The following is a 26493-nucleotide window of genomic DNA, read 5'->3' on the forward strand; positions in this document are numbered from 1 at the left end:
GAAAGGGCCGCACCCCCTACGGGATGCGGCCCTGGTGTCTCTACGGTGCTCAGCGGACCTCGGTGATCTCCGGCCCGCGCTGGAGCTGGCCCATGCCACCGGAGAAGCGCGAACCGGCCTCCTCCTGCTGGACGCCCTCGGGAACCATCTGGGCGTCGTTCGGCAGCTTCAGGACGATCGGGTCACGGGGCGCCATCGGGCCGTCACCACGGACCACGACGGTGTCCCGGAAGATCTGCTCCAGCAGACCGGCCGCCTGCGGCTGCACCGCGCCCTGCCCCGAGATCACACCGCGCAGGAACCAGCGGGGGCCGTCCACGCCGACGAACCGCACGACCTGGAAGCCGCCCGTGCCGTCCGGCAGCTGCACCGGCACCTGGGCCCGCAGCTCCCAGCCGAGCGGGCCCTCGACCTCGTCGATGATGCCACCCTGCTGGGTGATGCCGGAGCCGATCTCCTCGCGCACCTCGCCCCAGATGCCCTCGCGCTTGGGTGCGGCGAAGGCCTGCAACTGGATGGCGCTGTCACGCAGCACGACGGTCGCCGCGACGATCGCGTCACCCGCTACCTCGACGCGCAGTTCCATGCCGTCGACGCCCGGCACGAACAGGCCGCCCAGGTCCACCCGTCCCTCGCCGGGGTCGCGCACCTCGGAGCTGTCCCAGGGCCCGTCGGGCCGCGGTTCCGGCTCGAGCCTCACGCGCTCGCGCGTGCCGTCGTCGTCCGCCTCAGTGTCGATGTCGACGACCTGCTCGGGCTCGCCGGCCGCGTCCTCGGCGGCACCCTTCTTCTTGCGACGTCCGAACACGTCACTGTCCTTCCCGGTCGGATACGACCGAAGCGTATCGATTCCCACCCGCCCGGCCGCCGGTGGCGGCCTGACCGCTTGTGCTGCTTGTACCGCCCACTGCGGCATGGCCCCCGGTGGACCCGAAGCCCCCCTCGGCCCGCGCCGAGCCGGGAAGCTCCGCGACCTCCTGGAAGCGGACCCTCTCGACCTGCTGGACGACCAGTTGGGCGATCCGGTCGAAGCGCTCGAACCGCACTGTCTCGTGCGGGTCGAGATTCACCACGATCACCTTGATCTCCCCACGGTACCCGGCATCAACCGTCCCCGGGGCATTCACGAGAGCGACACCGAGGCGGGCGGCGAGACCGGAGCGCGGGTGCACGAAGGCCGCGTACCCCTCCGGCAGTGCCACAGACACCCCCGTCGGCAGCACGGCCCGCTCCCCCGGCTTGAGTTCACGGCTCTGAGTGGTGCGCAGATCGGCTCCGGCGTCACCGGGATGCGCGTACGCCGGAAGCGGTACGTCCGGGTCGACGCGCCGGATCAGCACGTTCAGGGGTTCACGGCTCACGGGTTCACCTCGAAGGCACGGGCACGCCGGACCTGGTCCGGGTCGTTCATGGCGGCCCGGATCTCCTCCGGACGGCCGTTGTCGATGAAGTGGTCGACCTTGACCTCGATGAAGAGGGCGTCGGCGCGGACGGCCACGGGCCCGTCGGGACCGCCGATCCGCCCGGTGGCGGTCGAGTAGATCTTGCGGCCCGCCACCGCCGTCACCTCTGCCTCCAGGTACAGCACCGTGCCCACCGGCACCGGCCGCACGAAGTCGGTCTCCAGCCGTCCGGTCACGGCGATCGTCCGCAGCAGCCAGTTGAGCGAGCCGAGGGTCTCGTCGAGCGCGGTCGCCAGCACACCACCGTGGGCGAGCCCCGGAGCGCCCTGATGGGCGGGCTGCACGGTGAACTCGGCGGTGATCCGGACACCTTCCCCGGCCCGCGCCTCCAGGTGCAGCCCGTGGGCCTGCTCCCCGCCGCAGCCGAAGCACTCGCCGTAGTGCGCGCCGAGAAGCTCCCCGGGTGCGGGAGCGTCAGGGTGACGGGTCGGTTTCACGGCGTCGACCGGCGGCTTGAGAGCCGCTGAAGTACCACTCACAGCCGCAGACCTTACCCGCGCGTCGGCAGCTGTCGGACACCGTGCCAAGCTTGGCTCCATGCAGCTTTCCGCCGCCCCCTACGAAGAACGTCTCACCGCCCCCCGCTCGTGGTGGCTGATCTCGTTCCTGGTCGGGGTCTCCCTCGCCCTGATCGTCCTGCCGTTCGGCACTCTGCCCATGCTCACCGCCCTGGTCGGCGGCACCGCGGCGGCGGCCGTCATGGCCAGCTCCTACGGTTCGGTCCGCATCCGCGTGGTGGGTGACTCGCTGATCGCGGGCGAGGCGCGGATTCCGCTGCGGGCGCTGGGCGAGACGCATGTCCTGGACGCGGAGGAGGCCCGCGCCTGGCGCACCTACAAGGCCGACACCCGGGCGTTCCTGCTGCTGCGCGCCTACATCCCCGGGGCCCTGCGCGTGGAGGTCTCGGACCCCGAGGACCCGACCCCTTACCTGTACCTGTCGACCCGGGAGCCGGAGCGCCTGGCGGAGGCGATCAGGGCGGCGAAGGCCTCGGCCTAGCACACCCGAGCGGGCCGTTACCGGCCCCCTGTTCCGCCGGCCGCCATGGCTTCGCCGCGCGCCGAGAGCCTCGGTCACCGAGCGAACACGCGCCGCACTCCGGGGCGCCACGGGGCCCCTGCCGCGCCCTCCGCGGCCCGGCGCCGGGATCTCAGCCGCGCCCGAGCCCCTTGCGCCCGCGCCACTTCACGACGTCCTCGATCTCCAGGGCGTCCGCCGGCCGCTCCAGCGGCTGCTGCGGCGGCAGTTCCTCCCACGGCACCTGCATCTTGCGCAGGTCCGCGCGGATCCGGGCGGCGAGCTTCTTCGTGTCTCTGCGGTTCATGAGCGCACCCACCGCGGCGCCCACCATGAAGGGCATGAGGTTCGGCAGGTTGCGCACCATGCGCTTCATGATCTGCTGACGCAGCTCGCGCTTCATCTGCCCGCCGAGAGCGGCGTTCAACGTCGCGGGCTTCATGGGGTCGATGCCGCGCTCCTCCGACCACGAGGACAGATACGCGGCACTGCGGTCCTTGAGACCGCCGGGCGGGCGTACGCCGTACACCTCGTGCAGCTCGGCGATCAGTTTCAGTTCGATCGCGGCCACCCCGGTGATCTCGGCGGCCAACTCGGCCGGCATCGCGGGCGGCACCGGCAGCATCGCCGCCGCGCCGACTCCCGCGCCGACGGTCGAGCTCGCGTTCGCGGCGCCCGCGACGAGCTTGTCCGCGATCTGCTCGGGCCCGAGGCCCGGGAACTGCCGGCGAAGCGTCGCGAGGTCCCGTACGGGGATCCGCGGGGCGTTCTCGATGATCCGGTCAGCGAGGTACCCGAGGCCCGCCCGAGCGCGGCTGCCGCCCTTACGGACGCCTTCCTGCGCCTTCTGCCGGATCGCCGCGACCCTTCGCCGGGCGACCGGTACCGGAACCGCCGCCTGGTCCGGGAGGTCGGCCCGGCCGGACGCCGGTTCGAGCGAGGCTCCCGTACCGGCTGAGCCCCGCTCGTCGTCACGCACGCCGTGGGGGCCCTCCAACGGCCCCTGGTCCGCTCCCCTGAACGAGAAGCGGCGCTTCCGAGAAGGGGTCGAGCCTGTCATGCCCGACCCGCTCTCAGTCGCAGTCGCGGCAGATCGGCTGACCGTTCTTCTCCCGGGCCAGCTGGCTGCGGTGGTGCACCAGGAAGCAGCTCATGCAAGTGAACTCGTCCTGCTGCTTCGGCAGCACCCGGACGGCCAGCTCCTCATTGGAGAGGTCGGCTCCGGGCAGCTCCAGGCCCTCGGCGGCCTCGAACTCGTCGACGTCCACAGCGGAGGTCGACTTGTCGTTCCGCCTGGCCTTCAGCTCTTCAAGGCTGTCCGAGTCGACGTCGTCGTCGGTCTTGCGTGGGGTGTCGTAATCCGTTGCCATGTCGCTCTCCCCCTCTGGGTGTCTGCGGTGTCTCCAGCGCACGTAACGCGTGAGAGGCCGGACTTGTGCCCGACCCGAGGCGGAGATTTTGCCTCACATCAAGGTCTGTTACTCAATCGACACCCAACCGGACCCCTCAAGAGTGATCGGCTTGGATGGCGAACGGGACCGTACACGGTCCTAATGCCGCAGTTCAAAGGCGTCTCACCGTGTACTTCCCGTGATCAGGACCCTCGAAAACCCGGATTTTCCCGGCTTTCCGACAGGTCGCATGATCACGGAGAGTAGATGGCCGGAAATTCGCCCTTGTGATCGATCACACATGGGACTGCTCGACGAGTGCCCAGAAAATTCCGCGCAAAGCGAACATCCCCACGTCGCGGCAGGTAGTCGGCGCACATGATCTCAGATCGGCAGAGCCACACGCATCACGAGCCCTCCCCCTTCCCGGGGCTGCGCCGAGATGTGCCCGCCGTGCGCCCGGGCGACGGACCGCACGATCGACAGCCCGAGACCGACTCCCTTGTCGCTGCCCGTGCGCTCCGTGCGCAGCCTTCTGAAGGGCTCGAAGAGGTTGTCGATCTCGTACGCCGGCACCACCGGTCCGGTGTTCGACACGACCAGCACCGCCTGCCCGTGCTGGGCCTCGGTGGTGACCTCGACCCAGCCGCCCTCCGGGATGTTGTACCGCACCGCGTTCTGCACCAGGTTCAGCGCGATCCGCTCCAGCAGCACGCCGTTGCCCTGGACGACCACGGGTTTGCGCACGCCCCGGATCACCACGCCCTTGGCCTCGGCCTCGGCATGCACCTGGTCGACGACCTGCTCGGCCACCTCGGCGAGGTCGACCGGTTTGCGCTCGACGATCTGGTTGTCGCTGCGGGCGAGCAGCAGCAGGCCCTCGACGAGCTGCTCGCTGCGCTCGTTGGTGGCCAGCAGCGTCTTGCCGAGCTGCTGGAGCTCCACGGGCGCGTTCGGGTCGGACAGATGCACTTCGAGGAGCGTGCGGTTGATCGCGAGCGGGGTGCGCAGTTCGTGCGACGCGTTGCCGACGAAGCGCTGCTGGGCGGTAAAAGCCCGTTGCAGCCGCTCCAGCATCTCGTCGAAGGTGTCGGCCAGTTCCTTGAGTTCGTCGTCCGGCCCGTCCAGCTCGATACGGCGGGACAGGTCCGAGCCCGCCACCGCGCGGGCGGTGCGGGTGATGCGGCCGAGCGGCGACAGCACCCGGCCGGCCATGGCGTAACCGAAGGCGAAGGCGATGACGGCGAGACCGAGCAGGGCCAGCAGGGAGCGGCTGAGAAGATCGTCCAGCGCGACCCGGCGCTGATCGTCGGTGCAGGCGCTGACCGCCTCGTTGAACTGGGGGAAGGTGAGGTTGTCGGCGTTCCTGATGCCGGGGCAGTTCTCGCTCGTGACCCTGAGGTCGGTGGCGTCGGCGATCTTGAAGAGGGGCTCGTTGCCCGTGTTGATCGCCTGCGCTGCCAGCAGGTAGATGATCGACAGCAGCAGGATGCCGGCGATCAGGAACATGCCGCCGTACAGCAGCGTGAGCCTTATGCGGATGGTGGGGCGCAGCCACGGAAACGGGGGCTCCACCCTGCGGGGATCCCAGGTGGGCTTGGGCGGCGCCTGAGGAGGCGCGGGAGTGGTTGCCATGGTCGATCAGATCCGGTAGCCCGAGCCGGGCACGGTGACGATCACCGGCGGCTCGCCCAGCTTGCGGCGCAGCGTCATGACGGTGACCCGCACGACGTTCGTGAACGGGTCGGTGTTCTCGTCCCAGGCCTTCTCCAGCAGCTGCTCGGCCGAGACGACCGCCCCCTCGCTGCGCATCAGCACCTCCAGGACGGCGAACTCCTTCGGCGCGAGCTGCACCTCCTTGCCGTCGCGGAAGACCTCACGGCGGTTCGGGTCCAGCTTGATGCCGGCGCGCTCCAGGACGGGCGGCAGCGGCACGCTCGTACGGCGGCCGAGGGCGCGCACGCGCGCGGTCAGCTCGCTGAAGGCGAAGGGCTTGGGGAGGTAGTCGTCGGCGCCGATCTCCAGTCCCTCGACCCGGTCGCTGACGTCGCCGGACGCCGTGAGCATCAGGACGCGGGTGGGCATGCCGAGTTCGACGATCTTGCGGCAGACGTCGTCGCCGTGCACGAGCGGGAGGTCGCGGTCGAGGACGACCACGTCGTAGTCGTTGACGCCGATGCGCTCCAGGGCGGCCGCACCGTCGTACACGACGTCGACGGCCATGGCCTCCCGGCGCAGTCCGGTGGCCACCGCATCGGCGAGCAGTTGCTCGTCCTCGACGACGAGTACGCGCACGTCGCTTGTCCTTCCTGTGTCCACCCGCGTAGCGGTTGATCTTCCGCGCGCGGGCGGGGGCTTGGTTGGGTTCTGGCCTCCATCCTGCCCTTTTCCGTCATAAGTCGACGGTAAGGGGGGTGTGCGGACCATGGAGGACGACTGTGGGGCGCGGGGATGCGAATTTTTCTCGTCCGGTTGAGGTTTCCGCGGAACGGCGCGAGGGGAGGACGGCATGTACACCCCGCGATCACGCTCTGCTTGTGCCGCACCACCATCCGGTACGCAGCGATCCGCTTCCCGCAGGGCGGGCGTGGGTGTCCGGCACCGTCGCCGCCCGGCAGGGCAGCGCTGGGCACCTACCGGAGACGTGATCGCCCCTTCCGAACGGCACACCCCCGTGCCACCGACCCACGACCCAGGACGAGGGGGCGCAGCATGGACGCATTCACCGCAGGACTTCTGCAGCGCATAAAGGCGACCGAGTCCGACCTGACGCGGGCTCGTGACGAGGGCGACGACTTCCTCGTCGAGGTCGAGCAGGGCGAACTCGACGACCTGCGCCGCCTCGCCGCCGAGCACGGTGTGGAAGTCGGCGCGTCTAGCGTCTGACCAGCACGGCAGCACAGAACGGGCCCCGGTGAATCCAGCACCGGGGCCCGTTCGCGCGTCCGGGGGCCGCAGGGCGGGCTCGCCGCGCACCCGCGCACCCGGTCAGTCGTGCCAGGCCCCGAAGTCCTCCAGGAGCCGCTGGAGGGGTTCGAAGACCTCCGGCGTGGCCGCCACCGTCAGATCACGTGACGGCCGCTCTCCGGGCCGCCCACCCGTCACCGCGCCCGCTTCCCGCGCGATGAGATCCCCCGCGGCGAGGTCCCACGGGTGCAGCCCCCGCTCGTAGTAGCCGTCGAGCCGTCCCGCCGCGACGTCGCAGAGGTCGATCGCGGCCGAGCCGCCGCGCCGGATGTCCCGCAGGAGGGGGATCAGCCGCTGGGCGACGTCGGCCTGATGGGTGCGGACCTCGGTGACGTAGTTGAAGCCGGTCGAGACCAGCGCCTGGTCCAGCGGAGCGGCCGGCCGGCAGCGCAGTCTGCGCTCCCCGGCCCACGCGCCCCTGGCCCATGCGCCCCGACCGCGGACCGCGTGGAACGTCTCGCCCCGCATCGGGGCCGCCACCACCCCGACGAGCGTCTGCCCGTCCTGCTCGGCGGCGATGGAAACGGCCCAAGTGGGCAGCCCGTAGAGGTAGTTGACCGTGCCGTCCAGGGGGTCGATCACCCAGCGGACGCCGCTCGTGCCGTCCGTCGAGGCGCCCTCCTCGCCGAGGAAGCCGTCGTCCGGGCGGTACTCGGAGATCAGGCCGGTGATCAGCTTCTCCGCCGCGATGTCCATCTCGGTGACCACGTCGATCGGGCTCGACTTGGTCGCGGCGACCGCGAGGTCGGCGGGGCGGCCGTCCCGCAGCAGCTCGCCCGCGCGGCGGGCGGCCTCCTGGGCCAGGGCGAGCAGGTCCGAATGCTGGGCGTCGGTCACGTGGCTCCTCACGCGTAGGGGCTGTCGGCGCCCGCGGCGGCGGGCCTGGGCGCACGGGACGGGCAGCAGCCCACCGGGCAGAGGTCATGGCTGGCGCCGAGCGCGCCGAGGGCGCACGGCGTGACCTCCTGGGCCCGCTCCACGGCGGCGCGTTCCAGGACGAGGTCGCGGATCGCGGCGGCGAAGCGCGGATCGTCGCCGACGGTGGCCGAGCGGCGCATCGGCAGGCCCAGCTCCTCGGCCTTGGCCTTGGCCTCCGTGTCGAGGTCGTACAGGACCTCCATGTGGTCGGAGACGAAGCCGATGGGCGAGATGACGACCGCCGGGGCCCCGGCCGCGTGCCGCTCCACCAGGTGGTCGCAGATGTCGGGCTCCAGCCACGGGATGTGCGGGGCGCCGGAGCGGGACTGGTAGACGAGCTGCCAGGGGTGGTCGACCCCGGTGCGCTCGCGGACGGCGTCGGCGATGAGCTGCGCGACGTCCAGGTGCTGCTTGACGTACGCCCCGCCGTCGCCGTGGTCCTCGACGGGCCCGGAGGTGTCGGCGGCGGCGACCGGGATGGAGTGGGTGGAGAAGGCGATGTGGGCGCCGTCCCGCACCTCCTCGGGAAGGTCGGCGAGGGACGCGAGCACGCCTTCGATCATCGGCTCCAGGAAACCGGGGTGGTTGAAGTAGTGCCGCAGCTTGTCGACCCGGGGCAGTGCGAGGCCCTCGGTCTCCAGGGCGCCGAGCGAGTCGGCGAGGTTCTCGCGGTACTGGCGGCAGCCCGAGTAGGAGGCGTAGGCGCTGGTGGCGAGGACCAGGACACGACGGCGGCCGTCGGCCACCATCTCGCGCAGCGTGTCGGTCAGGTACGGCGCCCAGTTGCGGTTGCCCCAGTAGATCGGCAGGTCCAGGCCGTGCTCGGCGAAGTCCTTGCGCAGGGAGTCGAGCAGAGCCCGGTTCTGGGCGTTGATGGGGCTGACGCCGCCGAACAGGAAGTAGTGCTCGCCGACTTCCTTGAGGCGCTCCTTGGGGATGCCCCGCCCGCGTGTGACGTTCTCCAGGAACGGGATCACGTCGTCGGGGCCCTCGGGGCCGCCGAAGGAGAGCAGGAGCAGGGCGTCGTAGGGACTGGCATCGCGCGCGTCTGGCATGGGTCGATCCTGTCATCCGGTACTGACAGCCGGGAAACGGTGGGGTGGCCACCCGGGTTCCCGGTTCGTCCGAGCAGGTGCGTTAGGGTCGCCTAACTCGTAAGCTGTATCGGCCATCCATACGCCTTACCGCGCCACCACACGCCTCAACGCGCCACCCCACACCTCTACGCACCACCACATACCTCTAAGCACCACTGCACGCCCTACGCACCACTCCACGCCCCACCGCGCACCTCGCGCCCTGCGCGCTGCCCCGCCCCCTCCCGACCCGACCCGAGCCGCCGCCCCCGGTGCTCCCGCCCGACCGGAGACCTCCGTGCCCAGCCCCTACCGCGCCCTGTTCGCCGCCCCCGGCAGCAGGGCCTTCTCCGCCGCGGGCCTCCTCGGCCGGATGCCGCTGTCGATGATGGGCATCGGCGTGGTGACGATGATCTCCCAGCTGACCGGGCGCTACGGGCTCGCCGGCGCCCTGTCGGCGACCATCGCGCTGGCCGCCGCGGTGGCGGGTCCCCAGGTGTCCCGGCTGGTCGACCAGTACGGGCAGCGGCGGGTGCTGCGTCCCGCGACGCTGATCTCGCTCGTGGCGGGGGCCGTGCTGCTGCTCGCCGCGCACTACGGGTGGCCGGACTGGGTGCTGTTCGTGGCCTGTGTCGGCATCGGCTGCGTGCCGAGCGTCGGGGCGATGATCCGCGCCCGCTGGGCCGCGCTGTACCGGGGGACGCCGCAACTGCACACCGCGTACTCGTTCGAGTCCGTGGTGGACGAGGTGTGCTTCATCTTCGGGCCGATCATCTCCATCGGCCTGTCCACGGCCTGGTTCCCGGAGGCAGGGCCCCTGCTCGCCGGCTGCTTCCTCGCGGTCGGTGTCTTCTGGCTGACCGCACAGCGCGTCACCGAGCCCGCGCCTCATCCGCGCGAGCGCCGCGGCGGCAGTTCGGCGCTGCGCGCCCCCGGACTGCAGGTCCTGGTGGCCACCTTCGTGGCGACCGGGGCGATCTTCGGGGCCGTCGACGTGGTCACGGTGGCCTTCGCGGACGAGCGGGGCCACAAGGGCGCCGCGAGCGTGGTCCTCGCGCTGTACGCGGCCGGCTCCTGCGCGGCGGGGCTCGTCTTCGGGCTGCTGCGCTTCAAGGGGGCGCCGGAACCTCGCTGGCTGCTGGGCATATGCGCCATGGCCGTGAGTATGATCCCCCTCCTACTGGTCGGAAACCTGCCGTTTCTGGCCGTGGCGCTGTTCGTTGCGGGCATGGCCGTCGCTCCCACGATGATCACCACCATGTCCCTGATCGAAGAGCACGTACCACGCGCGCAACTGACCGAGGGCATGACCTGGGTGAGCACGGGGCTCGCGGTCGGGGTCGCGCTCGGTTCCTCCATGGCCGGCTGGGTGATCGACGCGGCCGGTGCGAAGGCCGGGTACGGGGTTCCGGCGGTGTCCGGGGCCGTCGCGGTCGCGGTCGGTTTCCTGGGGTACCGCCGGCTCAGCAGGCCGGCTCCGCGTCGGGGAGGCACCGTTGAGCAGCACAGCGAGCGGCAGGAACGGAACGTGGCGTAACTGGGGTGGCAATGTCGCCGCCCGCCCCGCGCGGGAGGTCACTCCGGCCTCCGTCGACGAGCTGTCCGCGGCGGTGCGCAGGGCCGCCGAGGACGGACTGCGGGTGAAGGCGGTCGGCACCGGGCACTCGTTCACGTCGATCGCCGCGACCGACGGTGTGCTGATCCGCCCTCAACTCCTGACCGGCATACGCGGCATCGACCGGGACGCCATGACGGTCACGGTCGAGGCCGGCACCCCGCTCAAGCGGCTCAACATGGCTCTGGCGCGCGAGGGCCTGTCGCTCACGAACATGGGCGACATCATGGAGCAGACGGTCTCCGGCGCCACCAGCACCGGCACCCATGGCACCGGCCGCGAGTCGGCCTCGATCGCCGCCCAGATCAGGGCCCTGGAGCTGGTGACGGCCGACGGTTCGGTGCTCACCTGCTCCGAGAAGGAGAACCCCGACGTCTTCGCGGCGGCCCGCATAGGCCTGGGCGCCCTCGGCATCGTCACCGCGATCACCTTCGCCGTGGAGCCCGTCTTCCTGCTCTCCGCGCGCGAGGAGCCGATGCCCTTCGAGAAGGTCCTGGCGGCGTTCGACGAACTGTGGGCGGAGAACGAGCACTTCGAGTTCTACTGGTTCCCGCACACCGGCAACACCAACACCAAGCGCAACAACCGCAGCGCCGGCCCCGAGAAGCCGGTGCCGCAGCTCCAGGGCTGGTTCGAGGACGAGTTCCTCTCCAACGGCGTCTTCCAGGTGGCCCAGTGGGTGGGCCGCGCGGTGCCCGCCGCGATCCCGGCGATCGCCCAGGTCTCCAGCAAGGCCCTGTCCGCGCGGACGTACACCGACATCCCCTACAAGGTCTTCACATCACCGCGCAGGGTGCGTTTCATGGAGATGGAGTACGCCGTTCCGCGTGAGGCCGTGGTCGAGACGCTGCGCGAACTGAAGGCCACGGTCGACCGTTCCGGTGTGCGGGTCAGTTTCCCGGTCGAGGTGCGCACCGCGCCGGCCGACGACATCACGCTGTCCACCGCCTCGGGCCGCGACAGCGCGTACATCGCGGTCCACATGGTCAAGGGCACGCCCTACCAGCGGTACTTCACCGCCGCCGAGCGGATCTTCACGGCGTACGAAGGCCGCCCGCACTGGGGCAAGGTGCACACGCGGGACGCCGAGTACCTCGCCCAGGCCTACCCGCGCTTCGAGGAGTTCACACGGCTGCGGGACCGGCTGGATCCGGACCGCCGGTTCCAGAACGACTACCTGCGCAGGGTGTTGGGGGCTTAGCCGGCGCGACTCATGGGCGAAATCCATTAGTTCCGTTTCTGCGGATTGCGTGAAGTACGCCACGTTCAAGATCCCAGAACCGGGCAACATACGGCCGAGTCGCGCCTCTTGCCAGAAGATGGGCGGCGCGCCAATCCACGCACGTGGCCCAAATGGAGTACTGTTGCGAGCCCTGGGTCCGGTCTCCCGCCAGGGCGTCCGTGGCCTTCAAGGACCGCCGGGAGGGGGCTAGTTGCACAGGGTGACCGAGTTGGTCACTTAGCGTTGCGAATAGGTAACCGTGCCATAACGGCGATCCAGGGCCCGCGCCCGACACGCCGGGCAACTCGGCAAGGTTGTGGCAGGCTGCACCCGGGCAGGCCACACTCGACTAGCGGAAGCAGCGACGCACGTGACGTCGGCAGGCACCACCCGGGAGGTCCCCATGCCCGAACTGCGTGTCGTGGCCGTCTCGAATGACGGCACACGGCTGGTGCTCAAGGCTGCCGACTCGACGGAGTACACGCTTCCTATCGACGAACGCCTGCGCGCCGCCGTGCGCGGCGACCGTCCCCGTCTCGGCCAGATCGAGATCGAGGTGGAGAGCCATCTCCGCCCCCGCGACATCCAGGCGCGTATACGTGCCGGAGCGACCGCGGAAGAGGTCGCCCAACTCGCCGGCATCCCCGTCGACCGCGTGCGCCGCTTCGAGGGCCCCGTCCTCGCCGAGCGCGCGTTCATGGCCGAAAGGGCACGCAAGACCCCCGTCCGCCGCCCCGGTGAGAACGCCGGGCCGCAGCTCGGCGAAGCGGTCCAGGAGCGCCTGCTGCTGCGTGGTGCCGACAAGGACACCGTCCAGTGGGACTCGTGGCGCCGCGACGACGGCACCTGGGAAGTGCTGCTGGTCTACATGGTGGCGGGTGAACCGCACTCGGCCAGCTGGACCTACGATCCGCCCCGGCGGCTCGTCCAGGCCGTCGACGACGAGGCGCGCTCGCTGATCGGCGAGTCCGACGACCTCGCCGCGCCGGAGCCCAGCTTCCCGTTCGTGCCGCGGATCGCACGCCTTCCGCGCGAGCGGTCGCTGGACCGCGCCCTGGAGCGGCCGAGTCTGCCCGCACAGGCCTCCGAGCCGGACGAGGAGACCACGGAGGAACGGGACTCGCTGACCAGCCTGCTGGAGGCGGTGCCCAGTTTCCGCGGTGATCTCGTGGTGCCGGAACGCCCTTCGGAGCCGGACACGGAGGAGCCCGCCGACGAACCCGCCGCGGAGGAGCCGCCCGCTCCCGCAGCCTCGGCGGGTTCCGCCTACGCGGACGTCCTGATGCCCCGCTCGGTCGGCAGCCACCGGGACCGTCTCATCGGTGCCACCGACCGTCAGGCCGAAGCGGACGGCGTCCGCCCCGGCCGCCGGGCCGCCGTCCCGAGCTGGGACGAGATCGTGTTCGGGACGCGTCGCAAGAAGCAGGAGTAGCCGGTCGTACGGCTGTGCGCGGCCGTACGAGGACGAGGGCCGCGTCCGACGTGACGCGGCCCTCGTGCCGTACGGGACGAGGACACCGCCGTCAGCGGGCCCCGTGGCCCTACTGCGGATCCGGCCCCACAGCCACCGGACGCGACGGATCCGAGGACCACTCCGACCACGAACCCACGTACAGCGCCGCCGGAATGCCCGCGACCGCCAGCGCCAGCACCTCGTGCGCACCGGAGACGCCCGAACCGCAGTACACGCCGACCTGCGTGCCCTCGGCCGCGCCCAGCGCCTTGAAGCGGGCCGCGAGGTCCTCCGCGGGCCGGAAGCGGCCGTCCGCCGTCACGTTCTCGGTGGTGGGTGCGCAGACGGCGCCCGGGATGTGGCCGCCGACCGGATCGATCGGCTCCACCTCGCCGCGGTACCGCTCCCCCGCCCGCGCGTCCAGCAGCACCCCGGCCCGGGCGAGCGCCGCGGCACCGTCGGCGTCCAGCAGCCCGGTCGGGCCAGGAACCGGCTCGAAGTCCCCATCCGTCGGCTCCGGTACGGACGTCTCCAGCGGCCCCGCCCAGACCGGCAGCCCGCCGTCGAGGACGCGCACGTTCGGGTGGCCCGTCCAGCGCAGCAGCCACCACGCGCGGGCCGCTCCCCAGCCCTGTCCGCCGTCGTACACGACGACCGGCGTCCCGGACGACACGCCCGCGCGCCGCATCGCCGCGCCGAACCCGGCCAGGTCCGGCAGCGGGTGGCGTCCACGCGGGCCGGGAGCGCCGGCCAGTTCCCGGTCCAGGTCGACGTAGACCGCGCCGGGGATGTGCCCTGCCTCGTACGCGGCCCGGCCGTCGAACGGCGGCTCCCCGGACGCCTTGGCCAGGCTCAGCTGCCAGCGGACGTCGAGCAGCACCGGCGGGTTCTCGCCCGTCAGTTCGCTCGCGAGTTCGGATGCGGAAATGATGGCGTTCATGGTCACCATCCTTGCGCATGGGGTGGCCGCGGCGGCCGGCGCCGGTTACTCTGCCCGCCGGACAGGCCCGATCACGAGGCGTACGGGATCGGGCACGTGCTGTACTCGTGAGCGACATCAGCGGCCAATCGCACGGGAACGGGCGGTAAATCGCACACCGGGCACCCTCCGGGCGCCGGCCGTCGTGCGGCGGCGCGCCCGCAGCCCGCGCGGCCACGGGTGGTGCGAGCATCGGCACGGGGGTCCGGACAGCGCAGACGACACGGCCGCCACGAGGGCCGAGGAGAGAGTGACGGATGACGGAGGCACGGGGGTCGGCCGGCCCGAACGGCGCGACGCCCGCCCGGCACGCGCCCGGCACGCCCTGCTGGGTGAGCCTGATGGTGCACGGGCTGGCCGCGACCCAGGAGTTCTACGGAGCGCTGTTCGGCTGGGAGTTCCAGCCCGGCCCCCAGCAACTCGGCCCCTATGTGCGGGCCCTGCTGAACGGCGAGGAGGTGGCCGGCATCGGCCAGCTGCCGCCCGACCGTCACCTCCCCATCGCCTGGACGCCCTACCTCGCCTCGCACGACGCGGACCAGACCGCCCACACGGTACGGCTGTGCGGCGGCACCGTCGGCGTGGGGCCGCTGGACGCCGCCGAGGCGGGCCGGTTGGCGATCTGCTCCGATCCCTGCGGTGCCGTCTTCGGCATCTGGCAGACGGCGGCCCACCGCGGCACGGCCGTCACGGGCGTGCCCGGCACCCCCGCCTGGAACGAACTGCTGACCTTCGAGTCCGTGAACGTGGCCAAGTTCTACGAGACCGTGTTCGGCTACGAGGAGGACGCGGAGGTCTCCGCCGATCCCGACTGCGTCACCCTGTGCGTCGACGGCCGCCCGGTCGCCAGGATCCGAGGCGTCGGCACGGCGCTGCCCCGGGACCGGGGACCGCACTGGATGACGTACTTCGAAGTCGCCGACACCGACGAGACGCTGGCCCGGGTCGTCGAGCTCGGCGGCCACGCCCTCGGACCGGCCCAGGACGGCGCCCACGGTCGCGTGGCAACGGTGTCGGACCCGGAGGGCGCCCGGTTCGCCCTGATCCGGACGCGGCACTGACGGCGACCGGGGGCGGCGCCGGTTCGGGGTGCAGCCGCACCCTCGGTACGACCGCAGCGGCCGGAGCGGGCAGCAGGACGGCAGGGCGCGTCATGAGCCCGGCTTCATGGTGAGGCTGTCGCCCGCCTCGGAGGCCACCGCCTCACCGCGTTGCGGCGTGAGTCCGCGGCGCCGGAGAGGATGCCGCAGCCCGCGTGAAATCATGAACACGTCAAGGCGGCCCGGGATTCCGGCCACGCTGTCCGCGACGCGCGGGAACCGCGCCCCGGCAGCCCGACATCCCTCAGTCGGAAGGCACCGGCAGAACGTCCGGCGAGAGCACGCCTGCATGGGCGGAAGCGCTCGTCATGCGGCGGCGATGGTGCCGTCGGCAGAGCACCTCGTAGCCGACCTGCGCGGTGAGTCCGTTCACGTCACCGACGACGACCTGCTCGCCTTCCACCACCATCTCGCCGCCCACGGTACGGGCATTGTGCGTGGCGCGCGCTCCGCACCAGCACAGCGCCTCGACCTGGAGCGTCTCGATCCGGTCCGCCAGCTCGATCAGCCGTCGCGAACCCGGGAACAGCTTCGTGCGGAAGTCCGTGGTGATGCCGAAGGCGAAGACGTCCAGATCCAAGTCGTCCACGATCCGCGCCAGTTGATCGATCTGGACCGGCGCGAGGAACTGCGCCTCGTCCACGATCACGTAGTCGACCTTGCCGCCCTGCGAGACCCGGTCGACGACATAGGCGTACGGATCCAGGCCCGGAACCGCCTCCACGGCGTCGGTCACCAACCCCAGTCGCGAGGAGAGCTTGCCCTCCCCCGCTCGGTCGTCCCGGGTGAAGTTCAGGCCCTGCAGCCCTCTCGCCGACCGGTTGTGCGCGATCTGCAGCGCCAGCGTCGACTTCCCACAGTCCATCGTTCCGGAGAAGAAGACCAGCTCGGGCATGTTGAGTTGAGCACCTTTCGGTGAAAGAGGGGCGTGGATCGGCCCGGCACGCCGGGCCGGACGGTCAGGAGCGTACTTCGAGCAGGGGGACCAGCTGCTCGGCGGGGGTCATCGAACCGTGGTTGCCGACCATGGCCGACTCCTTCGGCTCCCGCTCGGACGCGATGATCAGGACGTCGTCCCGCGCGGCCGCGACCACGTCCCCGATACGGTCGTACACCCGCTCGTCGATCCGCGGGCCGAACCAGCCCGCGGCGATCGCCTCCTCCCGGGAGGCCACCCAGAACTGCTCGCCGAGCACCTCACGCCAGCAGGTCACCACGTCCTGAGCGGCGCCCGGCACCGCGTAGACGTGTCGCGCTCGGCCTTCGCCGCCCAGCAGGGCGACACCGGCGCGCAGCTCCCAGTCCTCGTCGAAGTCGATGCGGTGCTCTTCGTCGAAGGGCACGTCGAGCATGCCGTGGTCGGCGGTGACGTAGAGCGCGCTGCGCGGCGGGAGCTGCTCGGCGAGGCGCTGGACGAGCCGGTCGACGTACATGAGCTGGCCGCGCCAGGTGTCCGAGTCGACGCCGTAGCGGTGGCCCGCGCCGTCGAGCTCGGCGTAGTAGGTGTACACCAAGGAGCGGTCACCCGCGGCCAGTTGCTCGGCGGCGAGATCCATACGCTCCTCGCCGGTCAGCCGCCCGAGGAACGTTCCGCCGCTGAGCGCGACCTTGGTCAGCGGGGTGTTCTGGAAGGTCGGCGACGACACCTGCGCGGCATGCACGCCCGCCCGGTGCGCCAGGTCGAAGACGGTGGGATACGGCTGCCACACCCTCGGTGCCGTCCACGGGTTCCAGCGCAGCTGGTTCATCAGCTCGCCGGTCTCCGGGTTGCGCACGGTGTAACCGGGCAGGCCGTGTGCGCCCGGCGGCAGGCCGGTGCCGACCGAGGCGAGGGAGGTCGCGGTGGTCGCGGGGTAGCCGGCGGTGATCGGGCGGCCGGTGCCGCCGCGGGAGCTGTCCAGCAGCGAGGTCATGAACGGCGCGTCCTCGGGGTGCGCCCTGAGCTGCTCCCAGCCGAGACCGTCGATGAGGAACACGCAGTTCCGATCGGCGGCGGTCAACTCGGGGATGGCAGCGTTCATGTCCGGTACGGCCATCCCCGCGGCCAGCGTGGGCAGCAGATCGGCGAGCGATCCGCTGCCGTACTCGGGGACCGGCGCGGAGGCGACGGCGAGGGGCTCCGGATCCGCGTCCCAGGCGGTGGAGCCGGACGGGGTGGACGTGGAGCGCCCTCGATCGTGGGCGGCCGGCGGCGACGGGTGGGACATCAGCGAGCGACGTCCGCGGTCGCCTCGGAGAGCGACTGCGCGAAGGCGAGCGCCTGGCGCACCGTCTCCGGGCCGTCACCGGCCTCGCTGACCCGCAGGCTGAGGTCGTCGGCCGTCGAGTTGCCCGTGTAGCCGTGGTCCGCCTCGCAGTTGGGGTCGCCGCAGGCGGCGGGCTCCAGGTCGATGCGGGAGACGGCGCCCCAGCCGATGGTCAGCACGACCTCGCGGGGCAGGGTGCCCGGCGTGTACTGCTCCGGGTTGGCGACGACACGGCTGACGACGACCGACGAGATCCGGCCGAGCTTCACGGACTCGGTGGAGGTCGTGGCGTACGGCGTCGGGGAGGTGTTGTCGGCGGCCTGCTCGTCGGTGTGGCTAACGATGAAGCGGTTGCCGGTGAGGACCAGCACCGTCACGTGCCGCCGCACCTCGTTCTGGTCGAACGTCGTCTCCTGATGGACCAGGTACGACCGGATGGGCTCGCCGCCCACGGCGGCCTCCACCGCCTCGGCCACGAGGGCCGGGTAGTAGCCGCTGCGTTCGATCGCCGCACGCAGCCCCTGGGTCGTCGTACTGGTCTTGGCCATGACGCCCATCCTACGGGGGCGCACCGACTGCGAGGCACGGTCGCGGTGGTCTTCAGTACGTCGGGAGGGTCCGCGGGCCGAGGTCGTCGCGGGCGGGGGGCGGGGCGAGGCGTACCGAGGCGCCGAGCACGCTCAGGCCGTGGGTGGCGACGACGACCGGCTCCAGGGTGACGGCGACGACCTCGGGGTGGTCGTCGACCAGCCGCGACACCCGCAGCAGCAGTTCCTCCAGAGCAGGTGTGTCGACGGGCGCGGAACCGCGCCAGCCGAAGAGCAGGGGCGCGGTCCGGATCGACCGGACGATCGAGGTCGCCTCGCGGTCGGTGACCGGGATGAGCCGGTGGGCCGTGTCCCCGAGCAGCTGAGAGGCCGCTCCGGCGAGCCCGAAGGACAGCACGGCACCGGCGGCCGGGTCGATCACGGCCCGTACGACGGTGTCCACACCGCGTGGCGCCATGCGCTGCACGACCGGCCGCAGCTCCTCCGGCTTGCCGAACAGTGTCGTCAACTCGGTGTACGCGCGCCGCAGTTGTTCCTCGTCCGCGAGATCGAGCCGTACGCCGCCGAGGTCGGCGCGGTGCCGCAGGTGCGGGGCGGTGGCCTTGAGGGCGACCGGGTAGCCGAGGGTGCGGGCCGCGTCGGCGGCGGCGTCGGGGGTCGGGGCGTGCAGGGCCCGGTGCACGTGGACGCCGTACTTCCCGAGCAGGTCGGCGGTCTCGTCCGTGCCGAGCGTGAGCCCCTGCCCGCGGGCGAGCAGCCCGTCGATGAGCCGGGCTGCACCCCGCTCGTCGATGTCGTCGTACTCGGGCACCTTCCCCGGGTCTGCCGCCTCGCGACGCCACTGGGAGTACTTCACGGCTTCTGCGAGCGCCCGGACGGCACGCTCGGCGGCGGGGTAGGCGGGGATGAGGCGGGGGGCGTGCTCAGCGGTCTGCTGATCTTCGGGCCGGGGCTCGGCAGGGAAGTCCAGGGGGCGGAAGGGGTGGGTACGGCCTGGCCTGCCGGGTGGTGCCACACCGGCCTGGGGTGCCGTGCTGGCCGCTGCCGAGAGAGCCTCCGCGAGCCCGCCCAGCTCCACGTGCACCACCAGCACCGGCTTGCCCGGTACCCGCTCGGCCGCCGACCTCAGGGCCTCCGCCAGCTCCGCGTCCCCCGGTGAGACCTCCCCGATGGCCGGGATCGCCGTCACCACCACCGCGTCGCAGGACTCGTCCGCCAGCGCGCGCGCCAGGGCGGCCCGGAAGTCCTCAGCCGACGCCCCGGTGGTCAGATCCAGCGGCGGCAACGGGCGCAGCCCCTCGGACAGGCAGGCGTCGTACGTCAGCAGCCCCAGGGACTCGGAGTTGCCCAGGATCGCCACCCGGGGCCCGGCGGGCAGCGGCTGCCGGGCGAGCAGCAGCCCCGCGTCCACCAGCTCGGTGATCGTGTCCACCCGGATCACGCCGGCCTGCCTCAGCAGCGCGGACACCGTGGCGTGCGGCAACCGCGTGGCCCGGACCGCGTGCCCCTGCGGGGCGGCGCCGCCGTGCCGCGCGCCCTGCACCACGACCAGCGGTTTGGCCGCCGCCGTGCGCCGGGCGAGGCGGGTGAACTTGCGCGGGTTGCCGATGGACTCCAGGTACATGAGGACGACGTCGGTGTCCGGGTCGTCGTACCAGTACTGCAGGACGTCGTTGCCGGACACGTCGGCACGGTTGCCGGACGAGACGAAGGTCGACACACCCGTGACCCCGGTGACCCCGCCGCCGCGTCGGTACAGCCGGGACAGCAGCGCGATCCCGATGGCGCCGGACTGGGCGAACAGCCCGATCCGGCCGGGGCGGGGCATCTCGGGAGCCAGCGAGGCGTTCAGCCGCACGCCGGCCGAGGTGTTGATGATCCCGAAGGCGTTCGGTCCGATGATCCGCATGCCGTACGCGCGCGCCTGCCGCACGAGTTCGCGCTGTCGCTGCCGCCCGCCGGGCCCGCTCTCGGCGTACCCGGCGGAGACCACGACCAGCCCCTGCACGCCGTGCTCACCGCACTCGGCGACGACATCGGGGACGTGCTCGGCCGGCACCGCGACCACCGCGAGGTCGACCGGCCCGTCGATGTCGCGCACGGAGCGGTGGGCCGGTACCCCGTCGAGTTCCTTGAGATCGTCCGGGAACGCCTTGTTCACCGCGTACAGCCGCCCCGTGTAGCCGGCGTCCCTGATGTTGCCCAGGACGCTGCGGCCCACCCCGCCGGGCGTGCGGCCGGTGCCGATGACGGCGACGGAGCCGGGTACCAGCAGCCGCTGCACGGACCGCGCCTCGGCGCGCTGCTCGCGCGCGTACTGCACGGCGAGCGAGCGGTCCGTCGGCTCCAGGTCGAACTCCAGGCGCACGACCCCGTCCTCGAAGCTGCGCTGCTGGGTGTACCCGGCGTCCGTGAACACCTTGATCATCTTGGTGTTGGCGGGCAGCACCTCGGCGGCGAACCGGCGGATCCCGCGCTCGCGCGCGACGGCGCCGATGTGCTCCAGCAGGGCGGAGGCGACACCGCGGCCCTGGTGGGCGTCCTGGACGAGGAAGGCGACCTCGGCCTCGTCGGCGGGTGCCGACGCGGGCATTCCGTCGGCGCCGATCCGGTCGTAGCGTACGGTTGCGATGAACTCGCCGCCCACCGTGGCCGCGAGTCCCACCCGGTCCACAAAGTCGTGGTGCGTGAAGCGGTGGACGTCCTTGGCGGACAGTCGCGGGTAGGGCGCGAAGAAGCGGTAGTACTTCGACTCGTCCGACACCTGCTCGTAGAAGCTGACCAGACGCTCGGCGTCATCAACGGTGATGGGGCGGATGCGTGCGGTGCCGCCGTCGCGCAGCACCACGTCGGCTTCCCAGTGGGCGGGGTACTCGTGCCGGTCCGAGGCGCTCTGCATGGGGCCCAGAGTACGGCTCGCGTCCGACAACGGCGCGAGGCAGTCCGTCCGGGACGTACGTGGGGTCGAGGCCGCGACCCCACGGTCACCTCAGGAGTGGTGCTTTGTCCTCTCCCGGCGTGCTTCACGAGTGTGGGAAACTGGTCTAGACAACCCTGAACACCGAAGGGCAGCAACACATGGCTGAGCGCCGCGTCAACGTCGGCTGGGCCGAGGGCCTCCACGCCCGCCCCGCCTCCATCTTCGTCCGAGCCGCCACGGCCACAGGCGTCCCGGTGACGATCGCCAAGGCCGACGGCAACCCCGTCAACGCGGCCTCCATGCTGGCCGTCCTGGGCCTGGGCGCCCAGGGCGGCGAGGAGATCGTCCTCGCTTCCGACGCCGAGGGGGCGGACGCCGCCCTCGACCGGCTGGCGAAGCTGGTCTCCGAGGGCCTCGAGGAGCTGCCCGAGACGGTCTGAACGACCTGAGCGGGTCTGGCAGCATGCGGTGGAGCCGCGTCCGTCCTTCCGGCGGGCGCGGCTTCGCTGTTTCCGGGCGGGGTGCACCACTTCGCGGTATAGGGCCTCGCCGGCTCCCCGGACCGGGCGTCACCTGTTCACGGTCGGGGCACGGCCTTTTTCAGGAGCGGCTGCTTTTAGGAGCGACCGCGGTTTTACCGCCGGACGCGCGAGAAAGGGGCAGCGTCCGTGAAAAGGGCAGCAGAAATACACCGCCCCGAATATCTCCCCTTTGTATACGGTGCCCGTGTTAATGCCGCAGGCTCTGCATGTTTACGGGATGTTGCGAATTCCTCACACGCTCCCTGCGCTCACCACCGGAGCCGAACCGCAGCCGGTACGCGGAGAGCGAGCGCTCGGTGTGCAACGCCGTGATCGACCGGGCCCGCTCGCCGTCACCGCGCGCCACGGCGTCCACGATCGCGCCGTGCTCGGTCCAGGACTCCATCGGGTCGACCGGCGGTTCCACCGCGTACATCCAGGCGATCTTGTGACGCAGCTGGGTCAGCATCGAGGTCAGGGCAGGGCTGCCGGAGGCCTGGGCCAGCGTCTCGTGGAACCAGCCGCCCAACGAGCGCAGATCCTCGCTGTTGCCCCTTCTGGCCCGCTCCTGGCCCAGCTTGACCAGGCCACGCAGCACCTTGAGATGGGCCTCGGTGCGCCGCTGGGCGGCCCGGGAGGCACCGAGCGGCTCCAGCAGGGTGCGCATCTCCAGCAGGTCGGCGGCCTCCAGCTCGGTCGGTTCGGCCACACACGCGCCCGCGTGCCGCCGGGTCACCACGAAACCCTCCGCCTCCAGGGTGCGCAGCGCCTCCCGCACGGGGACCCGGGAGACGCCGTAGCGGCGGGCGAGGAGCTCCTCGGTGAGCCGGCTGCCGCGCTCGTGGACCCCGGCGACGATGTCGTCCCGGATCGCGGTGCATACCGAGTGCGCCGGAATACGCATGACCGACCTCCGCCTTAATCCCCGTGAAACGTCGACGAACGACGTGTAGTCAGTGACTCTATTGCAAACAGCGGGAATTTCCGACGGGGAGCCGGAATCCATGGATATTTTTTGGACAGCCGAGCACCCCGGAAACACCGAAAGCCCCGGCTCGGTGAGCCGGGGCTTCTGGAAGCGGGACGGAGCCGTCAGACGTCCACGCCGTGCGAACGCAGGTAGGCGACGGGGTCGATGTCGGAGCCGTACTCCGCCGTGGTGCGGGCCTCGAAGTGCAGGTGCGGGCCCGTGACGTTGCCGGTGGCGCCCGACAGCCCTATCTGCTGGCCGGGGGTGACCGTCTGGCCGACCGAGACGCCGATGGACGACAGGTGGCCGTACTGGGTGTAGGTGCCGTCGTTCATCTTGATCACGACGTTGTTGCCGTACGCCCCGCCCCATCCGGCCTCCACGACGGTGCCGGCGCCGACCGCGTGGACGGAGGTGCCGCTGGCGGCGTGGAAGTCGACGCCGGTGTGGCTGCCGGAGGACCAGACGGCGCCGCCGGACTTGTAGCCGGTGGAGACGTACGAGCCGGAGATCGGGGCGACGTAGGACAGCAGGCGCTTGCGCTCGGCCTCACGGGCGGCGCGCTCCTTGGCCTCGCGCTCCTGCTCGGCCTTCTCCGCCGCCTTCTTGCGGGCGGCCTCCTCGGCGGCCTTCTTCGCCGCGGCGGCCTCCTGGGCGGCCTGCTCCTGCGCGTCGGCCTGGGCGTCGATCTGCTCGGCGATCGAGTCGTCGACGGTGATGACGGGGATGAGCCCGGTCTGCTCGACAGCGGGTTCGGCGGCGAGGGCCGGGGCGGCCAGGGTGCCGATGACGCCGGTGGCGGTGAGAGCGGCGACGCCGGCCGCGCGGGCCGTGGTGCGCTCGAACCGGCTGGGCTTGCGGTGCTTCCCGGTGGGGCGGTTCTTCCCCGTGGCGCAGGTGAACGCCATGTAGTGGCTGGTCCTTTCCTTCCCTCTCGCCTACCGGGTTAGCTGACGGGTTCGGAGCAGGAAGGTCTCCTACGGACCCCCTCGCGGCTCGCGCGGGCGTCCGATTCACCCCAGGGACTACGGGTGGGTCCCCGGCTCCCCTGGCTCGCGCCGTACGGGGACTCGGCGATGACTGTCCGGTGCCGCGGGTGCGGCGCACTGCCTGACGAACAGCCCGGAAGACGCTAAGCGGGACGACTTTCAATCCCCAAACGGATCGCGGCTTTTGTAGCGCATCCCACAGGTCAGACAGGCAACCTCTCCCTCAATTCGGGCATAAAGGTGCCCTGGTGACTGCGATGTCACCAGGGCACCTGCACGCGTGCCGTCGCCGGCGCCGCTCGGGTCCTCTACTCGGCTGTCACGACGGTGACTTCACCGATACCGAGGGCCTCGACGGGCTCCCGGATCGCGGCCGCGTCCCCGACGAGGATCGTCACGAGGCGGTCCACCGGGAAGGCGTTCACGGCCGCGGCGGTGGCCTCGACGGTGCCGGTGGCGGCGAGCTGCTGATACAGGGTCGACTGGTAGTCGTCGGGCAGGTTCTGCTCGACCTGGTCGGCCAGGGTGCTCGCCACGGCGGCGGCGGTCTCGTACTTCAGCGGCGCCACCCCCACCAGGTTCTGCACCGCGAAGTCGCGCTCGGCGTCGGTCAGCCCCTCGTCGGCGACCCCGCGCAGCACCTTCCAGAGGTCGTCCAGCGCCGGGCCGGTGTTGGGGGTGTCGACGGAGCCGCTGATGGCGAGCATCGCCGCACCGGTGCCGTCCGGGGCGGAACGCAGCACCTGCGCGAAGGCGCGCACGCCGTAGGTGTAGCCCTTCTCCTCGCGCAGGACCTTGTCCAGGCGGGAGGTGAGGGTGCCGCCCAGGCAGTACGTGCCGAGCACCTGCGCCGGCCATACGCGGTCGTGCCGGTCGGGGCCGAGCCGGCCGATCAGCAGCTGGGTCTGCACGGCCCCGGGGCGGTCCACGACGACGACGCGTCCGGTGTCGTCGGCGGTCACCGGCGGAACCGGCCGCGGCTCGGCCGCGGAACCGGTCCAGGCGCCGAGGGTGTCGCCGAGCAGGGCGTCGAGGTCGACGCCGGTGAGGTCGCCGACGACCACCACGGTGGACGTCGCGGGCCGCACATGCCGCTCGTAGAAGGCGCGTACGGCCGCGGAGTCGATGCCGGCGACCGTGTCCTCCGTGCCCTGGCGCGGGCGCGACATGCGCGAACTCGCCGGGAACAGCTCCTTGGCGAGTTCCTTCGCGGCACGCCGCGAAGGGTTGGCCAGCTCGTGCGGGATCTCGTCGAGCCGGTTGCGCACCAGGCGCTCGACCTCGGCGTCGTAGAACGCGGGTGCCCGGAGGGCGTCGGCGAGCAGGCCGAGCGCCTTGGGCAGCCGGGAGACCGGCACTTCGAGGCTGACCCGGACGCCGGGGTGGTCGGCGTACGCGTCGAGCGTGGCACCGCAGCGCTCCAGCTCGGCGGCGAACTCCTCGGCGGTGTGCTTGTCGGTGCCCTCGGAGAAGGCGCGCGCCATGATCGTGGCGATGCCGTCGAGGCCCTTGGGCTCGGCGTCCAGGGGCGTGTCCAGGAGCACCTCGACGGCGACGACCTGCTGACCGGGGCGGTGGCAGCGCAGCACCGTCAGGCCGTTGTCCAGCTCGCCGCGCTCGGGCGCCGGGAACGCCCAGGGCCGGGCCTCACCGGCCTGGGGCTGCGGGTGGAACTCCATGCTGGCGAGCTCGGTCACTGCGCCGACTCCTCGTTCTCGTCGGTGGTCCCGGCGGGGGCGGCCCCGTCGGCGGCGGCTTGAAGGTCCTCGGCCTCGCCGGCGACCGGCTCGTACACCAGCACGGCGCGGTTGTCCGGGCGCAGACGGGCCTGGGCGACCGCCTGGACCTCCTCGGCGGTGACGTCGAGGACCCGCTGCACGGCGGTGAACGCGAGCTGCGGGTCGCCGAACAGGACGGCGTAGCGGCACAGTTCGTCGGCGCGGCCCGCGACCGTGCCGAGCCGGTCCAGCCACTCGCGCTCCAGCTGGGCCTGGGCGCGCTCCATCTCCTCGGCCGTCGGGCCCTCCGCGGCGAAGCGGGCGAGCTCCTCGTCGACGGCGGCCTCGATGGCGGGGACCTCGACGTCGCCCGAGGTCTTCACGTCCAGCCAGCCCAGGGAGGGCGCCCCGGCCAGGCGCAGCAGGCCGAACCCGGCGGCGACGGCGGTACGGTCGCGCCGGACGAGCCGGTTGTACAGGCGGGAGGACTCGCCGCCGCCGAGGACGGTCAGCGCCAGGTCGGCCGCGTCGCACTCGCGCGTGCCGTCCTGCGGGAGGCGGTAGGCGGCCATCATCGCGCGCGCGGGGACGTTCTCCTCGACGACCTCGCGCAGCTGCTCGCCGATGATGTCGGGCAGCGAGCCGTCACGCGGCTCGGGCTTGCCGTCGTGCGACGGGATGGAGCCGAAGTACTTCTCGATCCAGGCGAGCGTCTGCTGCGGGTCGATGTCGCCGACGACGGTGAGAACGGCGTTGTTGGGCGCGTAGTACGTGCGGAAGAACGCGCGGGCGTCCTCCAGGCTGGCCGCGTCCAGGTCGGCCATAGAGCCGATCGGCGTGTGGTGGTACGGGTGGCCGTCCGGGTACGACAGCGCCGTCAGCTTCTCGAAGGCGGTGCCGTAGGGGACGTTGTCGTAGCGCTGACGGCGTTCGTTCTTGACGACGTCGCGCTGGTTCTCCAGGCCCTCCTCGTCGAGCGCCACCAGCAGGCTGCCCATGCGGTCGGCCTCCAGCCACAGCGCGAGCTCCAGCTGGTGGGCGGGCATGGTCTCGAAGTAGTTGGTGCGCTCGAAGCTCGTGGTGCCGTTCGGCGAGCCGCCCGCGCCCTGGACGAGCTCGAAGTGGCCCGTGCCCTTCACGCTCGCCGAGCCCTGGAACATCAGGTGCTCGAAGAGGTGGGCGAGTCCGGTACGGCCCTTGACCTCGTGGCGGGAGCCGACGTCGTACCAGAGGCAGACCGCGGCGACCGGCGTGAGGTGGTCCTCGGAGAGCACCACGCGCAGGCCGTTGGCCAGGCGGTGCTCCGTCGCGGTGAGGCCGCCGGATTGTGCCTCCGGTGTGGCCGTGTGACCCATGGGCAAGGTGTCCTTCCGGTCGCGT

General features: G+C 71.7%; 25 protein-coding genes and 1 riboswitch. Of the genes, 7 read left to right on the plus strand and 18 right to left on the minus strand.

Annotated features, from left to right (window positions below):
* Positions 1–49: 49 nt before the first annotated feature.
* Genes ACWCPI_RS01850 through ACWCPI_RS01860 form a run of 3 tightly spaced genes read right to left on the minus strand, consistent with a single transcriptional unit; the run spans position 50 to position 1942 of the window.
* A complete protein-coding gene (locus ACWCPI_RS01850) occupies positions 50–808 on the minus strand; it encodes a DUF3710 domain-containing protein (RefSeq protein ID WP_388810552.1) in 759 nt (252 codons plus the stop codon).
* Position 809: 1 nt separating this feature from the next.
* On the minus strand, positions 810–1361 hold the full coding sequence (gene dut, locus ACWCPI_RS01855; protein ID WP_451036226.1) for a dUTP diphosphatase: 552 nt from the start codon (positions 1359–1361) through the stop codon (positions 810–812).
* Positions 1358–1942 carry a PaaI family thioesterase gene (locus tag ACWCPI_RS01860; protein ID WP_451036227.1) on the minus strand — a complete coding sequence of 195 codons (585 nt, stop codon included), beginning with the start codon at positions 1940–1942 and terminating at the stop codon, positions 1358–1360. The genes dut and ACWCPI_RS01860 overlap by 4 nt, the downstream gene beginning before the upstream one ends.
* A 58-nt stretch (positions 1943–2000) precedes the next feature.
* Here ACWCPI_RS01860 and ACWCPI_RS01865 point away from each other — a divergent pair, with 58 nt between their 5' ends.
* Positions 2001–2462 (plus strand): DUF3093 domain-containing protein, encoded by a 462-nt coding sequence (locus ACWCPI_RS01865; RefSeq protein ID WP_388810560.1) that lies wholly within the window; start codon positions 2001–2003, stop codon positions 2460–2462.
* Between the two features lie 151 nt (positions 2463–2613).
* Here ACWCPI_RS01865 and ACWCPI_RS01870 read toward each other — a convergent pair whose 3' ends face one another.
* The 4 genes from ACWCPI_RS01870 to ACWCPI_RS01885 all read right to left on the minus strand — a co-directional run bounded on the left by ACWCPI_RS01870 (position 2614) and on the right by ACWCPI_RS01885 (position 6166).
* Positions 2614–3540: a hypothetical protein gene (locus ACWCPI_RS01870; RefSeq protein ID WP_451036228.1), complete on the minus strand. Its 927-nt coding sequence runs from the start codon at positions 3538–3540 to the stop codon at positions 2614–2616.
* 13 nt (positions 3541–3553) lie between these two features.
* Positions 3554–3850, minus strand: a complete 297-nt coding sequence (locus ACWCPI_RS01875) for a DUF4193 domain-containing protein (protein WP_005481602.1) — start codon at positions 3848–3850, stop codon at positions 3554–3556.
* 405 nt (positions 3851–4255) lie between these two features.
* Positions 4256–5506, minus strand: a complete 1251-nt coding sequence (locus tag ACWCPI_RS01880; RefSeq protein WP_451036229.1) for a sensor histidine kinase — start codon at positions 5504–5506, stop codon at positions 4256–4258.
* Positions 5507–5512: 6 nt separating this feature from the next.
* A complete protein-coding gene (locus ACWCPI_RS01885; RefSeq protein WP_007385219.1) occupies positions 5513–6166 on the minus strand; it encodes a response regulator transcription factor in 654 nt (217 codons plus the stop codon).
* Positions 6167–6583: 417 nt separating this feature from the next.
* On the opposite strand from ACWCPI_RS01885, the gene ACWCPI_RS01890 reads away from it, so the two are divergent.
* On the plus strand, positions 6584–6757 hold the full coding sequence (locus ACWCPI_RS01890) for a hypothetical protein (RefSeq protein ID WP_167348321.1): 174 nt from the start codon (positions 6584–6586) through the stop codon (positions 6755–6757).
* 102 nt (positions 6758–6859) lie between these two features.
* On the opposite strand, the gene ACWCPI_RS01895 is transcribed toward ACWCPI_RS01890, so the two are convergent.
* The gene (locus ACWCPI_RS01895) at positions 6860–7675 is read right to left on the minus strand and encodes an inositol monophosphatase family protein (protein WP_451036230.1); all 816 of its coding nucleotides are present in this window, start codon (positions 7673–7675) and stop codon (positions 6860–6862) included.
* A gap of 8 nt (positions 7676–7683) precedes the next feature.
* A complete protein-coding gene (locus ACWCPI_RS01900; RefSeq protein WP_451036231.1) occupies positions 7684–8811 on the minus strand; it encodes a ferrochelatase in 1128 nt (375 codons plus the stop codon).
* A gap of 319 nt (positions 8812–9130) precedes the next feature.
* Between ACWCPI_RS01900 and ACWCPI_RS01905 the strand changes: the two genes are divergently transcribed.
* From ACWCPI_RS01905 to sepH, 3 genes are all read left to right on the plus strand, one after another.
* Positions 9131–10369 (plus strand): MFS transporter, encoded by a 1239-nt coding sequence (locus tag ACWCPI_RS01905; RefSeq protein ID WP_451036232.1) that lies wholly within the window; start codon positions 9131–9133, stop codon positions 10367–10369.
* The gene (locus ACWCPI_RS01910) at positions 10329–11648 is read left to right on the plus strand and encodes a D-arabinono-1,4-lactone oxidase (protein ID WP_451036233.1); all 1320 of its coding nucleotides are present in this window, start codon (positions 10329–10331) and stop codon (positions 11646–11648) included. The genes ACWCPI_RS01905 and ACWCPI_RS01910 overlap by 41 nt, the downstream gene beginning before the upstream one ends.
* A 424-nt stretch (positions 11649–12072) precedes the next feature.
* Positions 12073–13101, plus strand: a complete 1029-nt coding sequence (gene sepH / locus ACWCPI_RS01915) for a septation protein SepH (protein ID WP_388810577.1) — start codon at positions 12073–12075, stop codon at positions 13099–13101.
* A gap of 109 nt (positions 13102–13210) precedes the next feature.
* Here the strand turns inward: sepH and ACWCPI_RS01920 are convergent, their stop codons facing one another.
* Positions 13211–14062, minus strand: a complete 852-nt coding sequence (locus ACWCPI_RS01920; RefSeq protein WP_451036234.1) for a sulfurtransferase — start codon at positions 14060–14062, stop codon at positions 13211–13213.
* 296 nt (positions 14063–14358) lie between these two features.
* On the opposite strand from ACWCPI_RS01920, the gene ACWCPI_RS01925 reads away from it, so the two are divergent.
* Positions 14359–15162, plus strand: a complete 804-nt coding sequence (locus tag ACWCPI_RS01925; protein WP_451036235.1) for a VOC family protein — start codon at positions 14359–14361, stop codon at positions 15160–15162.
* Positions 15163–15445: 283 nt separating this feature from the next.
* Here ACWCPI_RS01925 and ACWCPI_RS01930 read toward each other — a convergent pair whose 3' ends face one another.
* The 4 genes from ACWCPI_RS01930 to ACWCPI_RS01945 form a co-directional block, all read right to left on the minus strand.
* Positions 15446–16096, minus strand: a complete 651-nt coding sequence (locus ACWCPI_RS01930) for a thymidine kinase (protein ID WP_451036236.1) — start codon at positions 16094–16096, stop codon at positions 15446–15448.
* Positions 16097–16160: 64 nt separating this feature from the next.
* A complete protein-coding gene (locus tag ACWCPI_RS01935; protein ID WP_451036237.1) occupies positions 16161–17408 on the minus strand; it encodes an alkaline phosphatase family protein in 1248 nt (415 codons plus the stop codon).
* Complete coding sequence (locus ACWCPI_RS01940; protein ID WP_451036238.1) at positions 17408–17995, minus strand: DUF5998 family protein; 588 nt, start codon at positions 17993–17995, stop codon at positions 17408–17410. Before ACWCPI_RS01940 ends, ACWCPI_RS01935 begins: the two co-directional genes overlap by 1 nt.
* Positions 17996–18047: 52 nt before the next feature.
* Entirely contained in the window at positions 18048–20894 is a 2847-nt protein-coding gene (locus tag ACWCPI_RS01945) for a bifunctional acetate--CoA ligase family protein/GNAT family N-acetyltransferase (RefSeq protein ID WP_451036239.1), read from the minus strand.
* A gap of 179 nt (positions 20895–21073) precedes the next feature.
* On the opposite strand from ACWCPI_RS01945, the gene ACWCPI_RS01950 reads away from it, so the two are divergent.
* Positions 21074–21355, plus strand: a complete 282-nt coding sequence (locus ACWCPI_RS01950; RefSeq protein ID WP_019755624.1) for an HPr family phosphocarrier protein — start codon at positions 21074–21076, stop codon at positions 21353–21355.
* A 289-nt stretch (positions 21356–21644) separates the two neighbouring features.
* Here the strand turns inward: ACWCPI_RS01950 and ACWCPI_RS01955 are convergent, their stop codons facing one another.
* From ACWCPI_RS01955 to ACWCPI_RS01970, 4 genes are all read right to left on the minus strand, one after another.
* Positions 21645–22340 (minus strand): GntR family transcriptional regulator, encoded by a 696-nt coding sequence (locus ACWCPI_RS01955; protein ID WP_451036240.1) that lies wholly within the window; start codon positions 22338–22340, stop codon positions 21645–21647.
* A 188-nt stretch (positions 22341–22528) separates the two neighbouring features.
* The gene (locus ACWCPI_RS01960) at positions 22529–23314 is read right to left on the minus strand and encodes a M23 family metallopeptidase (protein WP_451036241.1); all 786 of its coding nucleotides are present in this window, start codon (positions 23312–23314) and stop codon (positions 22529–22531) included.
* 12 nt (positions 23315–23326) lie between these two features.
* Positions 23327–23492, minus strand: a riboswitch (cyclic di-AMP (ydaO/yuaA leader).
* Between the two features lie 211 nt (positions 23493–23703).
* Positions 23704–25092: a M16 family metallopeptidase gene (locus tag ACWCPI_RS01965; protein ID WP_451036242.1), complete on the minus strand. Its 1389-nt coding sequence runs from the start codon at positions 25090–25092 to the stop codon at positions 23704–23706.
* Positions 25089–26468 carry a M16 family metallopeptidase gene (locus ACWCPI_RS01970; RefSeq protein ID WP_388810600.1) on the minus strand — a complete coding sequence of 460 codons (1380 nt, stop codon included), beginning with the start codon at positions 26466–26468 and terminating at the stop codon, positions 25089–25091. The genes ACWCPI_RS01965 and ACWCPI_RS01970 overlap by 4 nt, the downstream gene beginning before the upstream one ends.
* Between the last annotated feature and the right edge of the window lie 25 nt (positions 26469–26493).

The sequence above is a fragment of the Streptomyces sp. NPDC001920 genome, from assembly GCF_053594495.1.